Source organism: Accumulibacter sp. (genome assembly GCF_036625275.1).
In the GTDB taxonomy this organism is placed as follows: Bacteria; Pseudomonadota; Gammaproteobacteria; order Burkholderiales; family Rhodocyclaceae; genus Accumulibacter.
The window spans coordinates 31858-53573 of sequence record NZ_JAZKUD010000015.1 but is presented as its reverse complement, the minus strand read 5'-3'; the positions used below and the strand labels follow the sequence as shown (position 1 = coordinate 53573).

16 protein-coding genes are annotated in these 21716 nt (G+C 60.6%); 12 read left to right on the top strand and 4 right to left on the bottom strand.

Features of this window, described 5'->3' with window-relative positions:
* The first annotated feature begins 9 nt into the window (after positions 1 to 9).
* From V5B39_RS08045 to V5B39_RS08035, 3 genes are all read left to right on the top strand, one after another.
* Positions 10 to 1107, top strand: coding sequence for an NADH:flavin oxidoreductase/NADH oxidase (locus V5B39_RS08045; RefSeq protein ID WP_332342380.1), 1098 nt, complete (start codon positions 10 to 12; stop codon positions 1105 to 1107).
* Positions 1108 to 1374: 267 nt separating this feature from the next.
* The gene (gene pyrC, locus V5B39_RS08040; RefSeq protein ID WP_332342379.1) at positions 1375 to 2409 is read left to right on the top strand and encodes a dihydroorotase; all 1035 of its coding nucleotides are present in this window, start codon (positions 1375 to 1377) and stop codon (positions 2407 to 2409) included.
* Between the two features lie 55 nt (positions 2410 to 2464).
* Complete coding sequence (locus V5B39_RS08035; RefSeq protein ID WP_332342378.1) at positions 2465 to 2893, top strand: hypothetical protein; 429 nt, start codon at positions 2465 to 2467, stop codon at positions 2891 to 2893.
* An 83-nt stretch (positions 2894 to 2976) separates the two neighbouring features.
* Here V5B39_RS08035 and V5B39_RS08030 read toward each other — a convergent pair whose 3' ends face one another.
* Together V5B39_RS08030 and V5B39_RS08025 are read right to left on the bottom strand one after the other, a co-directional pair.
* Positions 2977 to 3687: an alpha/beta hydrolase gene (locus V5B39_RS08030; RefSeq protein ID WP_332342377.1), complete on the bottom strand. Its 711-nt coding sequence runs from the start codon at positions 3685 to 3687 to the stop codon at positions 2977 to 2979.
* Between the two features lie 127 nt (positions 3688 to 3814).
* The gene (locus V5B39_RS08025; RefSeq protein ID WP_332342376.1) at positions 3815 to 4909 is read right to left on the bottom strand and encodes an isocitrate/isopropylmalate dehydrogenase family protein; all 1095 of its coding nucleotides are present in this window, start codon (positions 4907 to 4909) and stop codon (positions 3815 to 3817) included.
* Positions 4910 to 5179: 270 nt separating this feature from the next.
* Between V5B39_RS08025 and V5B39_RS08020 the strand changes: the two genes are divergently transcribed.
* The 9 genes from V5B39_RS08020 to V5B39_RS07980 all read left to right on the top strand — a co-directional run bounded on the left by V5B39_RS08020 (position 5180) and on the right by V5B39_RS07980 (position 19523).
* Complete coding sequence (locus V5B39_RS08020; protein WP_332342375.1) at positions 5180 to 7195, top strand: hypothetical protein; 2016 nt, start codon at positions 5180 to 5182, stop codon at positions 7193 to 7195.
* A 459-nt stretch (positions 7196 to 7654) separates the two neighbouring features.
* Entirely contained in the window at positions 7655 to 9037 is a 1383-nt protein-coding gene (locus tag V5B39_RS08015) for a TIGR03013 family XrtA/PEP-CTERM system glycosyltransferase (RefSeq protein ID WP_332342374.1), read from the top strand.
* Positions 9038 to 9104: 67 nt separating this feature from the next.
* Positions 9105 to 11216, top strand: a complete 2112-nt coding sequence (gene prsK / locus V5B39_RS08010) for an XrtA/PEP-CTERM system histidine kinase PrsK (protein ID WP_332342373.1) — start codon at positions 9105 to 9107, stop codon at positions 11214 to 11216.
* Complete coding sequence (prsR, locus tag V5B39_RS08005; RefSeq protein WP_332342372.1) at positions 11213 to 12571, top strand: PEP-CTERM-box response regulator transcription factor; 1359 nt, start codon at positions 11213 to 11215, stop codon at positions 12569 to 12571. The genes prsK and prsR overlap by 4 nt, the downstream gene beginning before the upstream one ends.
* A 41-nt stretch (positions 12572 to 12612) precedes the next feature.
* Positions 12613 to 15396 (top strand): XrtA/PEP-CTERM system TPR-repeat protein PrsT, encoded by a 2784-nt coding sequence (gene prsT / locus V5B39_RS08000; RefSeq protein WP_332342371.1) that lies wholly within the window; start codon positions 12613 to 12615, stop codon positions 15394 to 15396.
* 47 nt (positions 15397 to 15443) lie between these two features.
* Positions 15444 to 16724: a nucleotide sugar dehydrogenase gene (locus V5B39_RS07995; protein ID WP_332342370.1), complete on the top strand. Its 1281-nt coding sequence runs from the start codon at positions 15444 to 15446 to the stop codon at positions 16722 to 16724.
* On the top strand, positions 16712 to 17779 hold the full coding sequence (locus V5B39_RS07990) for an NAD-dependent epimerase/dehydratase family protein (RefSeq protein ID WP_434735667.1): 1068 nt from the start codon (positions 16712 to 16714) through the stop codon (positions 17777 to 17779). Before V5B39_RS07995 ends, V5B39_RS07990 begins: the two co-directional genes overlap by 13 nt.
* Positions 17776 to 18699, top strand: a complete 924-nt coding sequence (locus tag V5B39_RS07985; protein WP_332342369.1) for a transglycosylase SLT domain-containing protein — start codon at positions 17776 to 17778, stop codon at positions 18697 to 18699. The genes V5B39_RS07990 and V5B39_RS07985 overlap by 4 nt, the downstream gene beginning before the upstream one ends.
* Positions 18700 to 18701: 2 nt before the next feature.
* Positions 18702 to 19523 (top strand): S1C family serine protease, encoded by an 822-nt coding sequence (locus tag V5B39_RS07980; protein ID WP_332342368.1) that lies wholly within the window; start codon positions 18702 to 18704, stop codon positions 19521 to 19523.
* Positions 19524 to 19564: 41 nt separating this feature from the next.
* On the opposite strand, the gene V5B39_RS07975 is transcribed toward V5B39_RS07980, so the two are convergent.
* Both V5B39_RS07975 and V5B39_RS07970 read right to left on the bottom strand, forming a co-directional pair.
* Complete coding sequence (locus V5B39_RS07975; RefSeq protein ID WP_332342367.1) at positions 19565 to 20806, bottom strand: adenylate/guanylate cyclase domain-containing protein; 1242 nt, start codon at positions 20804 to 20806, stop codon at positions 19565 to 19567.
* Positions 20807 to 21025: 219 nt separating this feature from the next.
* On the bottom strand, positions 21026 to 21664 hold the full coding sequence (locus tag V5B39_RS07970; RefSeq protein WP_332342366.1) for a putative metalloprotease CJM1_0395 family protein: 639 nt from the start codon (positions 21662 to 21664) through the stop codon (positions 21026 to 21028).
* Positions 21665 to 21716: the final 52 nt, after the last annotated feature.

Genomic DNA, 21716 nt, shown 5'->3' with positions numbered 1-21716 from the left:
AGACTCAACGTGTCTGAACTGTTCTCCCCTTTTCAACTGAAATCCGTCACCCTGCGCAATCGCATTGCCGTCCCTCCGATGTGCCAGTATTCCGCGACCGACGGCGTGGTTAACGACTGGCATCTGGCCCATTACACCGGGCTGGCCCGCGGCGGAGCCGGCCTGGTCACCGTCGAGGCTACGGCGGTCTCCCCGGAAGGACGTATCACCCCCGCCTGCACCGGGCTCTGGAACAATGCCCAGGCTCAGGCACTGGCACCCATTGCCGCGGCCATCAAGGCCAGCGGCGCGGTAGCGGGCATCCAGATCGGCCATGCGGGCCGCAAGGCCAGCGCCAACCGCCCTTGGGAGGGCGATGACCATATCCCCGAAGGAGATGCTCGCGGTTGGCAAACACTCTCACCTTCAGCCATTCCCTTTGGTGCCAACCTGCCGAAGGTGCCGCAGGCCATGAGCCGCACGGATATCGCCCGGGTGCGTGCTGATTTTGTCGCGGCCGCACGGCGAGCCAGGGAAGCCGGGTTTGAGTGGCTTGAGCTGCACTTTGCCCATGGCTATCTTGGCCAGAGTTTTTTCTCGGTTCATGCCAACCAGCGCGACGACCAATACGGAGGCAACCTTGACAATCGCAGCCGTTTCCTTCTCGAAACGCTGGCCGCCGTTCGCGAAGTCTGGCCGGAACATCTGCCGCTGACTGCCCGCTTCGGCGTGCTCGAATATGACGGCCGCGACACCGAAACACTCGCCGAATCGATCGAACTGGCCAGGGCGTTCAAGCGTCACGGGCTGGACCTGCTGAGCGTCAGCGTCGGCTTTTCGACGCCGGCTGCGGTCATTCCCTGGGGGCCCGCCTTCCTTGCTCCGGTCGCCGAACAGATCCGCCGGAAAGCCGATATTCCCGTCGCGGCCGCCTGGGGCATCGATGACCCCGAAATCGCCCAAAACACGATTGCCAGCGGCCAACTCGACCTGGTACTGGTGGGGCGCGCCCATCTGGCGAATCCTCATTGGCCTTATCACGCCGCGTTGAAGCTCAAAGTCAAACGTGCCGCCTGGTTGCTGCCCTGCCCGTATGCCCACTGGCTGGAACGTTATCGGCCGGCGTGAACGGCCAGCCAAGGGATTATTGAGCAGCGCCCGCAAGGCACGCACCGCGGACGGGGGGTGAATGCAAGTGTTGAGAGATACCGAGATACTTCCCTCCCCCTCGCGGGGGCGATCACCGAGGTCAACGCCTCTCCATCGAACAAGGGATTTCGACCCACACTTTCATTCGCACCCCATCTGGCCTGTGCGATCCGCCGGACTGGCACAGCGCTGTTAGAATCCGGAATTCAACGATTTCCTCAACAGTTTCCTTTTCCAGGCGCAGGTATGCAGATCACCCTTACCCGTCCCGATGACTGGCACCTCCATCTGCGCGATGGTGCAGCGCTGGCCGCCGTCCTGCCACACACCGCGCGCCAGTTTGCACGCGCCATCGTAATGCCCAATCTGCGTCCGCCAATCACGACCGTTGCCGCTGCCGAGGCGTATCGTGCGCGCATCCTGGCCGCGCTGCCACCGGGGGTGACGTTCGATCCGCTGTTGACCCTTTACCTGACCGACCATACGCCCGCCGATGAAATCCGGCGGGCCGTCTATAGCGACTGTGTGCACGCCGTCAAGTTCTACCCGGCCGGGGCGACCACCCACTCCGACGCGGGCGTGACTGAGGTCAGTCGATGCGCGCCCGCGCTGGAGGCAATGGCCGAGTTGGGGATGCCGTTGCTGGTACACGGCGAGGTGACTGACCCGGCGGTTGACGTGTTCGACCGCGAGCGGGTGTTCATCGACTCCGTGCTGCGGCCTCTGCTGGCGCGGCACCCGCAGCTCCGGATCGTTTTCGAGCATATCACGACCGCTGACGCCGCCGACTTCGTGGCCGCTTGCGGGCCGAATGTTGCGGCCACGATCACCGCTCACCACCTGCTTTACAACCGCAACGCCATTTTTGCCGGCGGAGTGCGTCCGCATTACTACTGCCTGCCGGTCCTCAAGCGCGAACGACATCGCCAGGCCCTGCTGCGCGCGGCCACTTCCGGGAACCCGAAATTCTTTCTCGGGACCGATTCCGCACCACATGCGTGTGCCAGCAAGGAAGCCGCCTGCGGTTGTGCCGGCTGTTACACGGCGCATGCGGCACTCGAACTCTACGCGACCGCCTTCGAGTCGGCCGGCGCACTCGATCGACTGGAGGCCTTCGCCAGTTTTCATGGCCCCGACTTCTACGGCCTGCCGCGCAATGGCGGCCAAGTGACGCTCGCACAGCAGGATTGGCGAGTCCCCGAAACCTTCGCCTACGCTGATGACGATCGTCTGGTTCCGCTGGGGGCCGGCGAGTGGCTGCACTGGCGGATGCTCGACTGAGTTTGCGCCCTATGGGACTGCCGCCCTTTTTTCGAATTCCCTGGAGGAAATTCCCTTGTTACTGAAAAGGCTTTTCCCCTGCTTGCTGCTGCCGCTGTTGGTGGCCTGCTCGGATCAGCGCGCGTCTTTCGAAATCGCTTCACGCCAGCATTCGCTGACGCTGATTCGTGTGCAGAACTTCTTCTGGGAAAAGACCGCGAGGTACGCGGTCGTCGCAGCGCGCATGCCCGATTGCATGCGTCGGCACGAGATGGGACCGGGAGGGGCTGAAGGCAAGGTCGAGGTCTATGCGCCGGGTAACGACGCCTGGATTCTCAAACAGGGCAAGCGCATGTTTGTCGTCGAGACGCGCAGTTGCGAGGGCTTTGCCAAGCTGGACGGCGAACCCGAGGGCGGCATGGGTCCCCTACAGGGAACGTTCCAGATGCGCAGCGGAACCCTGACCTTTGTCGCCGCACCGCGTGAGGCCCCCGCCGCGCAGTGAGCGGCACGCCGTGCGCCTGGTTACCGGAGGCACACGGCGTGCGGGCAAAACGCCATCCCCCTTCCGGAAGGCTTTACCGCCGCTCAGCAGGCGTCTGCCAGCACCTTGTTCAGCCAGGCCTCGATGTCACGCAGCTCCTCGAGGCACACCGTATGCTCGGCGGCGTAGCCATGCCACTGCACCGGGTAGTCCGCAGCCTTGAGCAGTTTGGCGGAACGTTTGCCGAGGTCGTAGGGAATCACCGGGTCGGCACGCCCATGCGCCATGAAAATCGGCACGTCGCGGTTGGCCTGCTGCGCTTCCTCAGCCAGGGTCTCGGCAAGCGGCAGATAGCACGATAGCGCCAGGATCCCGGCCAGGCGCCGCGGGTGACGCAGACCGGTGTGCAAGGCGATGACTCCGCCCTGCGAGAAACCGGCCAGCACGATGCGCGCATCCGCGATGCCCCGTGCATTCTCACGGTCAAGCAGGGTTTCGATCTGTTGCGCGGAGGTACGCACGCCTTCCGCCTCCTCGCGTCCCGGCGCAAAATCGACTGAGACGATGTCATACCAGGCGCGCATCACGTAGCCCGCATTGATGGTCACCGCCCGCATGGGCGCGTGCGGAAAGACAAAACGCAGCGCCGGCAACTGATCAAAATCGAATTCGTCTACGATCGGCTCGAAGTCATGCCCGTCGGCACCCAGGCCGTGCAGCCAGATGATTGCGCACTTGGGGGACTCGCCGGTCTGCCGCTCGACAGTGGGCAACAACAGGCTGGCAGAGGTAGCGGGGGGCGGCTTGACAGTCATGGTGGAAATCCTTGTTCTTATGGAGGTCGCCATTGTAACAGTCACCCCGCCTGCATCAATCTGGCAAGACCGACCGCAGGCGCCAGCACGACACGACAGGATCGAGCCTCAAGGTTTGCCGCCGTGATCAGACCTTGCGAATCTGGGTCATGATCGCTTTGGTAATGGCTGCCGTGCCGTCCTGGCCGCGGAATTCGATCGGGCAAACCACGGTCAGCGCCTTTTCGACCGCCCGTTCCAGGATGCGTGCGCCATGTGCCAGCCGGGGTTCGCCATGCTGGTCGGCCAGCCAGTCCAGCATCAACGCTGCCGAAAGGATCTGGGCAACCGGATTGGCGACGCCCTGACCGGCCATGTAGGGGGCACTGCCGTGCGCCGGCTGAAAAACCGCGTGCTTTTCCCCGATGTCGGCCGACGGCGCCAGACCGAGGCTGCCCACGACACCAGCCGCAAGGTCGGAAAGGATGCCTCCGAAAGCGTTCTCGGTCACCAGCACGTCGAAATCCCACGGCGTCTTGACCAGGTTCATGGCCATCGCGTCTACGTATGCGTACTCCGACTTGATCTCGGGGTGTTTGGCAGACACCTCGGCGAAGACCTTGCGGAAGAAAGCCATCGAAGAGAGTACATTGGCCTTGTCGACGCAGGTGACCTTGCCCGTACGCCGCCGGCTCTTGGCGCGTCGTGAAGCGATACGGAAAGCAAACTCGGAAATCCGGCGGCTGCCGTGACGCGAGACCTTCATCGTCTCCCAGGCGAGCTGGTCCTCCTCCACCGTCCCTCGCCCGCGTGAGTAGAAGAGCCCTTCGCTCTGCTCGCGAACGATGACCAGATCGATCAGTGCTGCACGCTTGTCGGCCAGTACGCGCGGCAGGCCAGGATAGCTGCGGATCGGGCGCAGACCGGCGTACAAATCCATTTCAACCCGCAAATCGAACTGTGTGGAGATTTCCGTCCCATCGGGGTAACGGACCTCCGGCAGGCCAAAGGCGCCCAATAGCACGGCATCGGCCTTCTTGCATACGGCCATGCTTTCATCGGAGAAGGCGGTGCCGGTTTTCTGGTAGAAACCCGCACCCCCTTCGAGTTTGCGGTAGTCGAGACCGATGCCACCCAGGCGCTCCTGCAGAATGTCAAGCACTTGCAGGCAGGCAGCCACGATTTCAGGGCCAATGCCGTCGCCAGGAATGACAGCGATGTGAAAGCGCGAATCTCTTTTCATGGTTTCGGTTGTCCTGAAGGTGCAATGTGGATGCGGTGATCGACGGGTGTGGACTAAGACATGGGGCCGGTGCCTGGCCAGGCGCCAGTCCCCCGTCAAGCGCAGCGCTCATGTCGGCACCCTCGCTGTCCACAACCGTGCACACTTTAATTAAACACGCCGCGCGGTCAAGGGCTTTTTGCTGCCGGCATCAAATTTCACGGCCCCGGCCACTGAGCGATGGTAGCCGTATGGTATGTTTATCGTGGAATGGACCTCACATGTAACTGAATGGCGCCAACCTTGATGCAGGGCGTGCTGGCGACGCTGGCTGGCCTTCTCGGTGCTTTTATTGCGCAACATCACCCGCTATGGTCGACATCGCTGAGTGCGTTTTTTGTCGCCTGGTGCCTGGCCGTCTACGGATACCCGCACATCTGGCTATTTGTTCTGCCGGCACTGTTGCCGGTCGCCGGTTTTTCCGCGTGGACCGGATGGATCGGTATCGATGAGTTCGACTTGCTGGTGCTTGGGGCGGCGGTTGGCTGCCATGCACGTATGGCAGGTGATCGATTACGGCGCAGGTCTGAATCCGCCGTGCCCACCAAGCAGTCAGCCGGAACCCGGCGCTTCGCGGAACCATCCATCGACCCGTGCCGGGAACCCGAACGGAACAGGCTCTTTGGCTTTGCACAGATCTGGCTGGGCGCGCTGGCCGTATCCTACCTGTGGGCCATGCTGCGCGGTCTGGCTGATGCAGGCGGCTTTTCCCTGGGGTGGTTCCAGGGTTATGAAGAACCCTTGAACAGTCTGCGCGCCGCCAAGAGCTTCCTGCTGGCGCTGCTCTTGTTGCCAGCCTTGCGGAGCCAACTGCAGACCGGGGCGGCACGGGCGGAGCAATGCCTTGTGGCCGGGATGGCGAGTGGGCTGGGCGGGGTGAGTCTGGCCGTCATCTGGGAACGTAACGGGTATCCCGGACTGCTGGATTTTTCAACCCCCTATCGCAGCACAGCGCTATTCTGGGAAATGCATGTCGGTGGCGCAGCAATCGATGCTTTCCTTGCCCTGGCGGTACCATTTGCGGTCTATGCCGTGGTGCACGCGCGCACCCGATGGCGCTGGGCGGTCGCCGCGTGCCTGGCGGTGGCCGTTGGCCATGCCTGCCTGACCACTTTTTCTCGTGCCGTTTATCTGAGTATCGGGGTGTCCCTGGTCGTCCTCGCTTGGCGCTTGCCAGTGCCCTGGCTGCGGCGATCCCGGCTGGCCCGCGCCACCGGGCCAGTCGCCATCGCCAGAGCCTCCGAGCCGGAGTCCTGGCGGCAATGGGGAGATCGGTTGCTGGTCAGTGTGCTGATCCTTGAGGTTCTGGCGATCCTGTGCCTGGGGGATTTCATGGGCCGCAGGGTGTCAGCCGGCGAGCGCGATCTGAGTGGCCGCCTGCAGCACTGGCAAGAGGGCCTGAGCCTGCTGCGTGCGCCCTCGGAATGGCTGCTGGGCAGAGGGCTCGGGCGTTTCCCGGCCAACTATTCGCAGATCGTTCCGGGACGTGCGATGCCAGGTCGCCTGCAGATCATCGAAGCAGGCGAAGGGAGCCATCTGCGCATTTTCCGACCGCCCCACAGCGCACGCGCTGGAGACGCTTTCGAACTGCTTCAGCGCGTCCCGGCGTTTTTTGCAGGGAGCACTTATACGCTGGCAATGGACCTGCGCGCGCCGCAACCGGCAAACCTGCGCGTCGGCTTGTGCCACCAGCATCTTCTTTATGCTGCGAACTGCGCACAGACCGGCCTGACCTTGTCGGGCCAGGATGACCAATGGGAACACTTTACGCTGGCCCTCACTGCGAGCAAGGACGGCTCCCGAGGTTGGCCGGTACCGTGGCTGGGATTCCTCTCGCTACGGCTGGAGGGAGGAGCGGACTTCGTCGATGTTGACCATGTGAGCCTTCTCGATACGAACGGCCACCAGCTACTCGACAATGGCGACTTTTCCAGCGGCATGGCGCACTGGTTCTTCGCTGGCCGCCATTACTTCCTGCCATGGCATGTCGACAGCCTTTTCATCGAGATGCTGATTGATCAGGGCGCCGTTGGCCTGCTTCTGCTGCTCGGTCTGCTCGGCCTGGCGTTTGCCAATCTGCTGCGGGGTCGCGGGCGCGAGCATGCCCTCGCCCCCTATCTGCTGGCCGCCCTGACAGCCTGTCTGGTGATCGGGATATTCTCGAGCGTACTGGACATGCCGAGGCCAGCTTTCCTGTTGTACTTGCTGTCATGCTTTGCCCTGTTCCTCGAAGAACGTTCCCCCTGAGGGACTTCAACGCGCCGTTAATGTGAAAGTCGCGTCAGCGACTCACGAATCTCCCCTCCCCCTTGCGGGGGAGGGGTCGGGGGAGAGGGAAACGGTCATGACTTTCATGATCGGTGGTGCCTGGAAAAGTCATGACCGTTAGCGTCCCTGAAAACGCCTTGAAGGTGGTCGCCCGAGGTATAATTCCAGCATGAGGCGGCCTCCGTGATTATAAAATCATCAATTATATCATATGATTGTATCGTTTTTTGAAAGTGGCGTCTTGATTTTCAACAGGCACAGCAGGGCTTTCTTCCACGGGTATTGTCCCTGGCGTGTGCATTAGGTCACGTTCTCCAATTTTCTGCAGTGATAGCCTTCGTTGCGTGACGTTTGCCGAGCTTTCCTGATTTAAAGCAGCTCTCGGAGCAGCGATCATCAACGAGAAGTATTCAGGTTTATGCTTGCAAGGAGTCTATCGTGATCAAGGTGTTCAATCATTGGTTTCATCGGACGACGATTGCCCAGGTGGCCGTTGACCTGATGTTCCCGGTTGCGTGTGTGGTCCTTGCCGCCACGTGGATCGGGCATGGCGCTCCGCTCGCGCTGGAGCAGGTCGCCTTCTATGCCCTGATTTTCGCGCTGACGATGATCGTCCTGAATGCCTGGCTGGGCATTTATAAGCGGGTGCATAGCCGAACGCGGGAAGAGACCCAGGCGCGCGCGGTGCTGTCGCTCTACCTGGCGATTCCGCTGGCGTATATGGTGTTTGCGCTGCTTTCGGTAGCCGAGGTCGATCGCGATTTCATGTTATTGTCCGGCTTAGCGGCGCTCTTTGCGACGCTGGCGCGGCGTGTGCATCTGGGACACAGCCGCACCAGTTCCTTGCTGAGTCACCGCGTGCTGGTTTTCGGGGTCGGTGAGGAAGCGGAAAACGTCGGCCGCGTACTGCGTAAATCGGATCCGGATATTCATATCGTTGGCTTCTATCCGTCCGTCAACGACACCGAGATCGTTGTTCCTTCACAGGTCATTCTTTCCCAGGATCGGTCGCTCTCGGACACGGCGCATGCCTTGAAAGTCGACGAGATCATCGTTGCCGTGCGCGAGCGCCGCGGGGGCTCACTCCCCTTGCGCGAACTCCTCGACTGCAAGCTGTCCGGAGTCCGTGTGCTCGATCTGGCGAGCTATTTCGAACGTGCCCTTGGGCAGATCCGCCTCGATTCACTGCGTGTCGGCTGGCTGATTTTTGGCGAGGGCTTTCGGCAAAGTTGGCGGCGGACGACGATCAAGCGGCTGTTCGATATCGTGGTGGCATTCCTGCTGCTGCTGCTTGCCACACCGGTAATGCTGCTGGCAGCGATCATGATCGTCCTCGAAGATGGTTTTTCGATCTTTTATCGGCAGGAGCGGGTCGGTCTGGATGGTCGTTTGTTCAAGATCATCAAGTTTCGCAGCATGCGCAACGATGCCGAGAGTGACGGCAAGCCGCGCTGGGCGATGGTCGATGATGATCGTGTGACGCGTGTCGGGCGTGTCCTGCGCAAGCTGCGTATCGACGAATTGCCGCAGTTGTACAATGTGCTGACAGGGGATATGAGTCTGGTAGGGCCACGTCCGGAGCGCCCCTATTTTGTCGACCAGCTGACACGTGACATCCCGTTTTTCGCGGTACGCCATAGTGTCAAACCAGGACTCACCGGCTGGGCGCAGGTGAGTTATCACTACGGGTCGACGATCGATGATGCTGTCCAGAAACTGCAATACGATCTGTATTATGTCAAGAATCACAGTCTGTTCCTTGATGTGGTCATTCTCTTCGAGACTGTCGGCGTGGTCTTGACGGGCAAGGGTGCCCGGTGAATCCGTCTGCGCCGGGCTAGATCATGATTGCGGATGGTCATCCGGAAGGAAAGGATAGATATCGTTGATGGACAGCAAGATGGCAATGGTCACTGCCTGGAGTTACGGCCTGGCGGCAGTTCTGGCAGCCTTCCTGACGCTCTACCTGGCGTCCGGCTGGCGCGCGGGTGGCCGCAGTCGTGCGATGTTTCTGGCGGTGAGCCTGTGCGCACTGTGGGGCGGGCTGTCTCTGGCCTTTGTGATGACCGGAAACGTGGTTTTTCTTGCCGGCAGCCTATTGGCCGATGTGCTGCGCTTCGGTGGCTGGTATTTCTTTCTCCTCGTCCTGATGAAGCCGGAACCGACCGATGCCGAGGGTGCGCCGGCGCGCTTTGGCTGGCTGAGCGGCTTCGCCTGCCTGCTGGTCATCATTGCTTTCATCTCGCAGCTTTTGCTGGTGTTCGGTATTGATCTCATCGTACCGTCACAACGAGTGGTCCTGTTCGTGTTTCTGGCGATGACCGTCTTCGGTCTGGTGTTGGTGGAGCGCTTGTTCCGTAACGTCTCTCCGGACTTCCGCTGGAGCATCAAGCCCTTGTGTCTCGGGCTGGGTGGTGTTTTCCTGTTCGACCTGTATCTGTACTCGGATGCCTTGCTGTTCAACCGGGTTGACGCGGATGCCTTCAGTATCCGCGGCTTTGCGCATGCCCTGGGCTTGCCCCTGGTGGCTTTGTCGGCGATTCGCAGCCATGACTGGAAAAGACGTTTGGTGATGTCGCAGCGTGCCGCCCTGCAATCGGTAACGCTGCTGATCGTCGGCGTCTACCTGCTGTTCATGGCAGCGGCCGGCTATTACGTACGTTTCTTTGGTGGCGAGTGGGGGCGGGCATTGCAGTTGGCGCTGTTCTTTGCGGCCTTGCTGGTGCTGGCGGGACTAACCTTTTCGGGTTCCATGCGGGCACGCCTGCGTGTGCAGGTGGGCAAGCACTTTTTCAGCTACCGCTACGATTACCGTGAGGAGTGGCTACGCTTTACCCAGACCCTGTCCTCACAGGGCGGCTTCTCCGGCATGGGACGACATGTCGTGCGTGGCCTGGCTGACATGGTCGAGAGCCCGAGTGGCGCACTGTGGCTGAAGGACCCCTCGGGCAAGTTCTTTGCTCAGGCAGCGCACTGGAACATGCCCGCTTCGTCGGCGACCGAAGATGTCGGGAGTCCGTTGTGCAGGTTTCTGATCGATAGCGGTTGGGTGATCAACCTCGAAGAGTATCGTTCCCTGCCGCGTCGTTATGATGGTCTCGAGATTCCGTCCTGGCTGGTCGAGGTACCGAATGCTTGGCTCGTAGTGCCACTGACGACCGGGAATGAACTGATCGCCTTCGTGGTGCTGGCGACAGCCCGTACCAAGATCGATGTGAACTGGGAGGTCAATGACCTGTTGAAGACAGCCGCTCGGCAGGCCGGCGCTTTTCTGGGTCAGATGCAAGCCAGCGAAGCCCTGCTTGAAGTCCGGAAGTTCGACTCGTTCAACCGCATGTCGGCCTTTGTCGTGCATGATCTCAAGAATATCATCACCCAGTTGTCGCTGATGCTCAAGAATGCCGAGCGTCATCGCGACAACCCTGAATTTCAGAAAGACATGCTGATGACCGTTGAACATTCCGTCGAGCGCATGCGCAAGCTGATGATGCAATTGCGCGAAGGTGCGACGCCGCTCGATGGTCCGCGGGGCATTGACCTGGCGGGAGTCCTGAGACGGATTCAGACCGCCAAATCCGGGCAGGGACGGGATATCGAATTGAAAATCGACGAGAAGCTGGTCGCTCGCGGGCATGAAGACCGGATCGAACGGGTGATCGGCCATCTGGTGCAGAACGCACTGGATGCGACCGAGGATCGTGGGCGAGTGTGGGTCCGACTGACCCGACAAGGGATACACGCCCTGGTTGAAGTCGGCGATAGCGGGCACGGCATGAGTCCAGAATTCGTCCGCGAGCGCCTATTCAAGCCTTTTCAGACGACCAAGCCGACGGGAATGGGCATTGGTGCTTACGAAAGCTTTCAGTACATTCACGAATTAGGCGGCAAAATGTCTGTCGACAGTGCGGTTGATGTCGGCACGCAGGTAGACTTGTTGTTGCCATTGTTTAATGTCGGACACACCACAGCGTCCGCTGACTTGCTGAAGGAATCAGAATGAGCGCAGAGAAGCTTCCGCACCTGTTGATCGTTGAGGACGATCACGCGTTGCAGAAACAGATTCGCTGGGCTTTCGACCAGTACGAGGCACTAACTGCGGATGATCGTGAGAGTGCGCTGTTGCTGGTACGACGCTATCAGCCGCCGGTGGTGACGATGGATCTCGGATTGCCACCAGACCCGGATTCGGTCTCCGAAGGTTTCAAGTTGCTCGAAGAGATTCTGACGCTGGCTCCGGATACCAAGATCATCGTCCTCACCGGTCAGAACGATCGCGCCAACGCGCTGCGTGCAATTGCTCTGGGTGCCTACGACTTTTTCGCCAAGCCATTCGAGATTGAAATGCTGGGCCTGACCATCCAGCGCGCCTACCGCCTCCATGAACTGCAACAGGAGAACGAGCGACTGCAGGCGATGCAGCAACCCGCCGTACTGTCTGGTTTGCTGACCCGTGATCCGGAGTTGCTACGCATCTGTCGCACCGTCGAGCGGGTTGGCGTCACCGATGCGACGGTGTTGTTGCTGGGCGAAAGCGGCACCGGCAAGGAGCTTCTGGCGCGTGGCCTGCATGAGGCGTCACCGCGTCGGCGCGAACGCTTCGTGGCCATCAACTGCGCGGCCATTCCGGACAACCTGCTGGAGAGCGAACTCTTTGGTTACGAGAAAGGGGCTTTCACCGGGGCTGCCAAGATGACGCCAGGCAAGATCGAAACAGCCCACAATGGCACGCTGATGCTTGACGAGATCGGTGACCTTCCGCATTCGCTGCAGGCCAAGTTGTTGCGTTTTCTGCAAGAGCGCGTCATCGAAAGGATTGGCGGCCGGCAGGAAATTCCGGTCAACGTCCGGATCGTTTGCGCGACGCACCAGAATCTCAAATTCCTGATCAACGAGGGACGTTTCCGCGAAGACTTGTACTATCGCCTGGCGGAAATCATCGTCAATATCCCGCCCTTGCGCACCCGCTCCGGTGACGCCGCCTTACTGGCGCACGCCTTCCTGAGGCGGTTTGCGGCCGAGAACAATCGCGGCAACCTGACCCTGCGCGAGGATGCCGTACGGATGATAGAAGCGTACTCCTGGCCAGGGAACGTGCGTGAGCTGGAGAACTGCATCAAGCGGGCGGTCATCATGGCCGATGGCAATCAGATTACCGCTGATGACATCGGTTTGGCGGGGGATCATCAGGAGGACGCGATCAAACTGGATCTGCGGCATGCGCGTGACCACGCAGAGCGGCGAGTAATCATCACCGCACTGGCGCGCGCCGACGGAAACGTCGTCCGCGCCGCTGAGTTGCTCGGTATCAGCCGCCCGACACTATACGACATGATGCACAGATTTGGACTGAAATAGCGTTTTTCCTGTCAACGTTGACCGATCTCATAGGGGCTCTGATGAATACTGGTAACTCGATCCACCTGCTGCGCAAGGCCACCGCTTCAGCACTGCTGGCTACTCTTCTGTTGGTGGGTTGCGGCGGGGAGAAACCGGAAACCATGCTGAATTCGGCGAAGGCATTTCTGGAGAAGAACGACCACAAGGCAGCCGCAATCCAGTTGAAAAATGCCTTGCAGCAGGACCCTCAACTTGCCGAAGCGCGTTTTCTGTTGGCCAAGGCGCTACTCGAAGGAGGCGATGCGACCGGTGCTGAAGTCGAGTTGCGCAAGGCACAGGGCTTGAACTATCCTGTCGAACAGGTAACGCCATTGCTGGCGCGCACCATGCTGATGCTCGGGCAACCCCAGAAAGTGACCGAAGAGCTGGCCAGAGCGCAGCTCACGACACCGGCAGCAATCGCTGACTTGCAGACCTCGGTGGGTCACGCCTATCTGATGCAGGGCAAAGAGGATCAGGCTGTGGCGGCTTACGCGGCAGCGCTGGCGGCACAACCAGGCTATGCGCCCGCCTTGCTCGGCGAGGCGCGGCTGAAAGCGGGCCGCGGTGATCTGCCGGGGGCTTTGGCCTTGCTTGACTCGGCTCTTGAGAAACAACCCGGGCTGTATGATGCCTGGCAGCTCAAGGGCGACATGTTTGCTGCCCAGGGCGATATCGCGGCGGCAACGAATGCCTATCGGAAGGTGCTGGAAATCAAACCGCACTATTTGCCGGCGCATTCGACGATCATCCGGATCCTGGTAGCGGAAGGCAAACTCGAAGAGGCTGGCAAGCAGATCGAGACGCTCAAGCAGTTTGCCGCCAATCATCCGCAAACCCAATACCTGCGGGCCATGCTGGCCTACCAGCAGAAGGATTATGCAGCGGCCAGGGACGCCGTCCTACTGCACCTCAAGGCCTCCCCAGAGAGCCCTCTTGGCCTGCAACTGGCGGGCTTGATCGAGTACGAATTACAGGCTTACCCGCAGGCCGAAACCTACCTGCTCAAGGCACTGCCGAAAACCCCGCCACTCGGTCTTGCGCGTCGCGTCCTGATCGCCAGCTATCTGCGCAATGCCCAACCGCATAAGGCTCTGGGCATCCTGGAGCCAATCCTCGACAAGATCGATAAGGATTCGAACCTGCTGGCGCTGGCTGGCCAGGTATTTCTGCAGAATGGTCAGATCGACAAGGCCGGAAGCTACTTTGCCAAGGCCGCAGCGCTCGACCCGAAAAATTCTGCCACGCGCACTTCGCTGGCGCTGGTCAACCTCGCAAAAGGCGACAGTGATCTGGCCTTCCGTGATCTGGAACAGGTAGCGGCAGCCGATACCGGCATCCGGGCCGATCTGGCCCTGATCACGGCGCACCTGCAACGCCGCGAGTTCGATCAGGCACTCAAGTCCATCGCGGCACTCGAGAAGAAACAGCCCGACAACCCGCTGACGTACAACTTGCGCGGCACCGCCCTGCTTGGCAAGCGCGATGCCGCAGCGGCCCGCAAGAGCTTCGAGAAGGCCCTGGCCCTGAACCCGGCATTTTTACCGGCAGCAGCCAACCTGGCCAATATGGACCTCAACGAGAAGAAGCCGGAGGATGCCAGAAAGCGTTTCGAGTCGGTGCTCGCGAAAGATCCGAAGAATGTGCAGGCGTTTATGGCGCTTGCCCAAATGCGTGCCAAAGAAGGCGGCACGACCGCAGAGGTTGCGACCCTGATCGGCAAGGCGGTGACGGCAAATCCGACCGATCCGGCACCGAGACTGGCTCTGATCGGCCTGTATCTGAGCAAGAAAGAGGTCAAGAGTGCGCTTGCCGCGGCTCAGGAGGCAATTGCCGTGCTGCCGGAACGACCGGAGATCCTGGATGCTTCCGGACGTGCCCAGCAGGCCGCTGAAGACTACAATCAAGCGCTCGCCACCTATCAGAAACTGGCGGCGTTGAAGCCGGATTCTCCGCTTCCCTATCTGCGCATGGCTGAGGTTCAAGTGGCGTCGAAGAACAAGGAGGCCGCGCGGGAGAATCTGCAAAAGGCGCTCAAGGTCAAGCCGGATTCGCTGGAGGCGCAGCGCGGAATCATCCTCCTTGATTTGGATGCCGGTCGCAGCAAGGAAGCGCTTGCGGTCGCTCGTGAAGTGCAGAAACAGAGACCCAAGGAAGCCATTGGCTACATCTTCGAGGGGGACGCACACGCGTCGCAGAGGGCCTGGGCGGAAGCCATAGCAGCCTATCGTGTCGGGCTCAAGGAAGCCCCGACGACCGATCTGGCGGCCAAGCTGCATACCGTACTGCTGGCTGGCGGCAATACCGCCGAGGCCGACAAGTACGCTGAAACGTGGCTCAAGGAACATGCCAAGGACAACCGCTTCCGCCTCTATCTGGCCGAGACGGCAAGCATGCGCAAGGACTATGCAGGCGCTGCCCGGCAGTACCGCATTCTGCTCGAGGCGCAGCCGGAGAACCCCACCGTACTCAACAACATGGCCTGGGTTGCCGGACAGCTCAAAGACCCGAAAGCGGTCGAGTATGCCGAGAAGGCCAACAAGCTGGCGCCTGATCAACCGGCTCTGCTGGATACCTTGGCGGTCTTGCTGGCGGATAAAGGTGATCACGCGCGCGCCATGGGCCTTTTCAAGAAGGCCCTGGAACTGGCGCCGCAGGCGTCACTGATCCGCCTCAACTACGCCAAAGCGCTGATCAAAGCCGGGAAGAACAGCGAGGCCAGGAGCGAACTGGACCAGCTCGCCAAGTTGGGCGACAAGTTCCCGGCGCAGGCAGAAGTCGCGCAGTTGCTCAAGGGGCTCTAGAAGCCGGTGTGACTGAAAACGAATAGCACTCAGAGAATGGAGAATTGATGACTATTGTTGCAGTGGTGGGTTTGGGTTACGTCGGTTTGCCGCTGGCCGTCGAATTCGGCAAGAAACATCGAACGATCGGTTTCGATCTGTCGGCAAGCAAGGTGGCGCATTATCGGCAGCATGTCGATCCTACCGGCGAGGTGAGCAGCGCTGATCTCAAGGCGGCGGTCCATCTGGAAGTCGGTACTGATGCGGCCGCCCTGAAAGAGGCTGATTTCGTGATTGTTGCGGTGCCGACGCCCGTCGATCAGGCGCATCAGCCGGATTTTGGACCGTTGATCGGTGCCTCGGAAGCCGTTGGCAGGAATCTCAAGCGCGGGGCAACGGTGGTTTTTGAATCGACGGTCTATCCCGGCGCAACCGAGGAAGTCTGCATCCCGATCATCGAGAAATATTCCTTGATGAAGTGGAAAGATGATTTCTTCGTCGGTTATTCGCCGGAGCGGATCAACCCTGGTGACAAGGAGCGGACGCTGACGAAAATCGTCAAGGTGGTTTCCGGTGATACCCCGGAAACGCTGCAGCAGGTCAAGGAGATCTATGGCAGCGTGATTGCTGCCGGCGTTTATCCGGCTTCGAGCATCAAGGTAGCGGAAGCCGCCAAGGTCATCGAGAACACGCAGCGGGACTTGAATATCGCCTTGATGAACGAGTTGGCAATCATTTTCGACCGCATCGGCATCGATACGCTGGAAGTCCTGGAAGCGGCCGGCAGCAAGTGGAATTTCCTGCCTTTTCGTCCAGGCCTCGTCGGCGGCCACTGTATTGGTGTCGATCCGTATTATCTGACACACAAGGCGGAGATGCTCGGCTATCACCCGGAGGTGATCAACGCCGGACGCAGAATCAATGACGGGATGGGCAAGTTCATTGCCGAACAGACCATCAAGCAGATGATCCGTAATGGCTGGCAGGTCAAGGGTGCGCCGATCATCGTGCTCGGACTGACCTTCAAGGAAGACTGCCCGGATCTCCGCAACTCCCGCGTCATCGACGTGATCCGGGAACTCGAATCCTATGGTGCGCAGGTGCTGGTGCATGAACCGGTTGCCGACGCCGACGAGGCTCGGCATGAATATGGCGTCGAACTGACAGCGTGGGAGCAGCTCCCGGTAGCCGGAGCGATTGTCGCGGCGGTTGCCCACCGCCAGTTCAAGGAGCGGCCACTCGCCGACTATGTCGGCAAACTGCAGCAGGGCGGCGTTCTGGCCGATGTGAAAAGCATGTTCAGTGAGGCCGAGCTGGTAGCGCAAGGAGTGACCGTGTGGCGTCTCTGATTTTTCCTTCCTTGCCGGTTACACTGGTCGAGCGGCTGCTGACAAAGCCAGCCTGTTGGCTGGTGACCGGCAGTGCCGGCTTCATCGGATCACATCTGGTCGAGACCTTGCTCAAGCTCGGCCAGACGGTGATCGGCCTCGATAACTTCGCGACCGGCCATCGTCGCAATCTCGACGAGATCCGCTCGCAGGTGACGCCTGAGCAATGGCTCCGTCACCGCTTCATCGAGGCGGACATCTGCAATCTCGACGCCTGTCGCGAGGCTTGCCGTGCGGTCGACTTCGTGTTGCATCAGGCAGCATTGGGATCGGTGCCACGCTCGCTGGCCAATCCGGTGGCGACCAACGCGGCCAATGTCGACGGCTTTCTCAATATGTTGGTGGCAGCCCGCGATGCTGGAGTCAAGCAATTCGTCTATGCCGCGTCGAGTTCGACTTACGGCGATCATCCGGCGCTGCCCAAAGTCGAAGACTGCATCGGTCGACCCTTGTCACCGTATGCCGTTAGCAAACTGGTGAACGAGCTTTACGCCGAGGTTTTTGCGCGTTGTTATGACTTTACCTCAATCGGTTTGCGCTATTTCAACGTGTTTGGCGCCCGTCAGGACCCGGAAGGCGCTTACGCTGCGGTCATTCCCCGCTGGACGCGCGCGCTGCTGCGCGGTGAACAGGTGATCATCCATGGTGACGGTCAGACCAGCCGTGATTTCTGCTTCGTGGACAATGCCGTTCAGGCCAATCTGCTGGCAGCGACGACGGCAGATCCGGCAGCACTGAATCAGGTCTATAACGTCGCGGTCGATGATCAGACCACGCTGAATCAGTTGTTCGAGATCCTGCGTGACGCCCTCCTGACGTTCCGGCCGGAGGTACAGCAAATCCAGCCGGTGTATGCAGACTTCCGGCCGGGTGATGTACGCCATTCGCGGGCCGACATTACCAAAGCCGGACGCCTGCTCCGCTACCTTCCCAGCCACCGACTGGCAGAGGGCATCCAGGCGGCGGTCCCATGGTATGTAGCACGCTTTGGCGTTGCCGACGGAGTCCCTGCATGAGGCCTGCCTGGCAATGTCTGTCACTGCTGCGTCGTGGCTTTCTGGTTCACTGCGGCCTGTTGAGTCTCTTTCTCTCCTCTGCCGCCGCTGCTGCGGACGTTCCCAGCGAGGCGGCTGCCGAGCGTCTGCTGGCTTTGCGCAAGGAAGCGCAGGCGTACGAACATGGCGAGGGAGTGCCCAGGGATTACGCGCGGGCGGTCAAGCTATATTGCGATGGTGCCCGCCTGGGGGATTCCGAAGCCCAGTTCAGTCTCGGGTGGATGTATGCCAACGGGCGAGGAGTCGATCGCAACGATGCCCTGGCGGCCTACTTCTTCAGCCTGGCCGCCAAGCAGGGACACCTGCAGTCGCAGAAGATGCAACGTTTTGTCGGCGACCCGACGTCGGAGGTGCCGGATTGCATGCGCCCGCTGTTGCTGCCGCCTGTTGACGATGGCACCGATGACATGCTGCCGCGCAACGAAGCGCAGAAAATGATCGTCGGTCTGGTGCACCAATTGGCGCCCGAATACGGTGTCAGTCCGCGTCTGGCTCTGGCGGTGATTCGAACCGAATCCAATTTCAACGCCGGAGCACTCTCGAACAAGAATGCGCAGGGATTGATGCAGCTCATTCCCGATACTTCGGCACGCTTCAACGTCAAGAATCCCTTTAATCCGGAGCAGAACCTGCGCGGCGGTCTGGCCTATTTACGGTGGTTGCTGGCCTATTTTGAAGGCGATGTGAGTCTCGTGGCAGCGGCCTACAATGCCGGTGAAGGAGCCGTCAACCGTTACCGCGGCGTCCCCCCCTACGCCGAGACACGCGGTTACGTGCAGCGGATCATCAGCCTCTTCAAACGCGACGACCATCCCTATGATGCCAAGATTACGACGCCTTCTCCGGAGTTGCCGCGAATCCGCCTGAGCAAGGGAGCCTAGGGATGAGATTCCGGTCCTTGCCGATCCGTGCTGGCGCTTACTGGTGTGCTGCGACCGTTATGCGGTGGCTGGCGACTTGGGCGCTGATCCCTGGCTTGCTGTGGGTCGCCGGACCCGCCTTGGCAGATTTGCCCGAGCTGATCGAACGGGTCAAGCCTTCGGTGGTGGTCATTGGCACCCTTCAACGCACGCGCAGTCCGCAATTCGTGATGCGCGGTACCGGTTTTGTGGTCGGTGACGGTTACGAGGTAGCGACCAACGCGCATGTGATTCAGGAAGAACTCAATGTGGCCGCCGGCGAAACGTTGGCCATCGTCTTCCGTTCGGCTACCGCCGCAGCCCAGCAACGCCTGGTAAAGGTGATCCGGGTCGACAAGGCGCACGATCTGGCCCTGTTGCGTATCGATGGTCCGGCCTTGCCGGCGCTCATCCTGCACGATTCCGAGTCGGTTAGGGAAGGCCAGTCGGTTGCTTTTACCGGCTTTCCAATCGGCGGCGCACTGGGGCTGTCGCCAGTCACTCACCGCGGCATCATTTCGTCGATTACCCCGATCGTGCTGCCCAGCGCGAATGCGCGGCAGCTCAACGCCAGGGTCGTGCAGCAGATCAGAAGCGGCAGCTTTGACATCTATCAGCTTGACGCCACGGCCTATCCCGGCAACAGTGGTGGCCCGCTGTATGAAACCACCCGCGGCGAGGTGATCGGCATCATCAACATGGTATTCGTCAAGGAAAGCAAGGAGTCGGTCCTCAGCAAACCATCAGGAATCAGCTTCGCCATCCCCATTCGCTACCTGCGCGAGTTGATGGCGCAGAACCCCTGATCTTCGACTGTTCGTACAGGTATGGCGATCGAGGTTCATGATCAGCTCGATGACGATGAAGCGATCGGTGTCTCGCAACCTTTGAGCAGAAATACGTGCATCCGGCCTTTGCCCTTGACTGCAATCTCGCCACGATCTTCGCAGATGAAGCGACCTGGCAGCAAAGCGCGCGTCGCGTCGCTGATCTGGATCTCGCCGGATATCCCCTGCGATTCCATGCGGGCGGCGATATTGACCGTATCGCCCCAGAGGTCGTAGATGAAGCGCTTCTTCCCGATCACGCCAGCCACGACTGCTCCCGAATTGATGCCGATACGGATCTCCAGCCCAGGGAAATCCTTGATTGCCGTCTGCATTCGCAAAGCCAGTTCTGCGGCTGCGATGGCGTGATCGGGACGCGCCACGGGAATGCCCGCTGCGACCATGTAGGCATCGCCAATCGTCTTGATCTTTTCCAGCCCGCTTTGCTCGGTGAGATCATCGAAACGTGTAAAGATGGCGTCCAGGAGACCCACAACGTTGGGCAATGATTCGGACAGCGCAGTGTAGCCCACGATATCCGCAAAGAGCACGCTGCATTCCCCGAAGGCATCGGCGAAGGTGCGTCCCTCGCGGCGCAAGCGCTGACTGATCGTTGGTGGCAGCATGTTTTCAAGGAGGGCTTCCATGCGCGCATTGGCACCCGCGAGTTGCTTCTCGGCTTCAGCCAGATCGGCCACGAAAAGCCGGGCGACCCAGATCAGCGAAGCAAAATTCGCCAGCGAGAGAATCCAGCGGCCCGTCCGTTGAGCGTCGGGCGGGTAGGCAAGGCCCAACCCCGGCCAGGTCAGCAGACCCAGTTCGACGGAAACAAAGATCATGACACAGGTGCCCACATACACCCGCCGCCCGCGCTTTCCGTGCTCGAAGAACAACAGATAGGCGCCGCCGATCAGTGGCAGCAGGTGGTAGTGGCTCATGCTCAGAAATGGACCTGTCACGCCCTCGAGTGTAATCATGCCGGCAACGACCGGAATGACGATGCAGAAATAACTGTGACCGGCAAGACCGAGTTGCCCGCTGCGAAGACAGAACCACACCCAGATCCCCCCGCAGACGGAAACTCCCTGCAGGATCAAGGTCGGCCAGTCGCCCCGCGTCAGTGCAACCACACTCCATGCAATCGCATAGGCAAGCAGGAATCCGACGCCGGTATGCAACAAGCGCAGCGCCCGGCGGCGGCGATACTGGCGAAATTCGACGTCGGTATAGACGAATTCACCCAAGGCACTGCGGTTACTCATCACGCCCGCCCCCTGAGAGCTTGTGAAGAAATCGTGACGAGCAGGCTGGGATGCAAGGCGGGAACGAGCGCACGACGAGACCTATCAGATCGATAGGCGAGGAGCGCGCGAGCGGGCAAGGCCGCAGATCAGCCACGCAGCAGATCGATTCATGACGGCTGACTCCTGTCGATCGGCCTCGGGAGACCGGAGGCATTGATCCAGGCAGGATGGCAGAACTCAGGCGAAAAGATCAATGGCTGACCCCGACGATTGCGCACTCGCGGCGACATCGGTATAGGCGGCCAGCGTCGGCTGGCCTGGTGTGCCGGATATGTCGTGCTGGCGGGCACTGACGCCGTTCTGGGTTGCCAGTTCCATGCTGGCCTGCATCGCCATGCGCGTAGCCATGGCGGCGACCTGCCGGTCCTGCCCTGAGGGGTCGGCGGGGGCCAGCGCGGCGGCCCTGATCTGATCGGCCCTGGCCAGAGTTTCGGCGGGTGTGCGTCCGGGCGAAGTGTCAATCCCGACTTCACCCCCAATTGCATAACGTTGCCCGTCCGGGCCGAATTCGTAGGTAAAACTGGCGCCGCCGCGGACCAGACTGCCGCCGGCGGCGACATGCGCCATTTCGTGAGCGCGTACCTCGCGGTCGCGTTGCTGCAAGGCCTGCACTTTTTGCAGATCGGCCTCGGAGAGTTGGCCGTCGCCTTGACCCCTGGATGGGATGCCGGGCTTGCCGTGTTCGCTCTTGCTGTCGGCTTCGGCACGCGACGTGGCACTGCCATCGGTTGCCGTATCGCGACTCGCTGGCGAGGCCTCGGGACGCTCTTGGCGTACGGCGGTGAATGGACTGCTTGGCGACAGGCTGGCGATCATTTTTCGACCTCTGGTCTCTGGTCACACGCCCACAAGTTTGCAACAAGACACT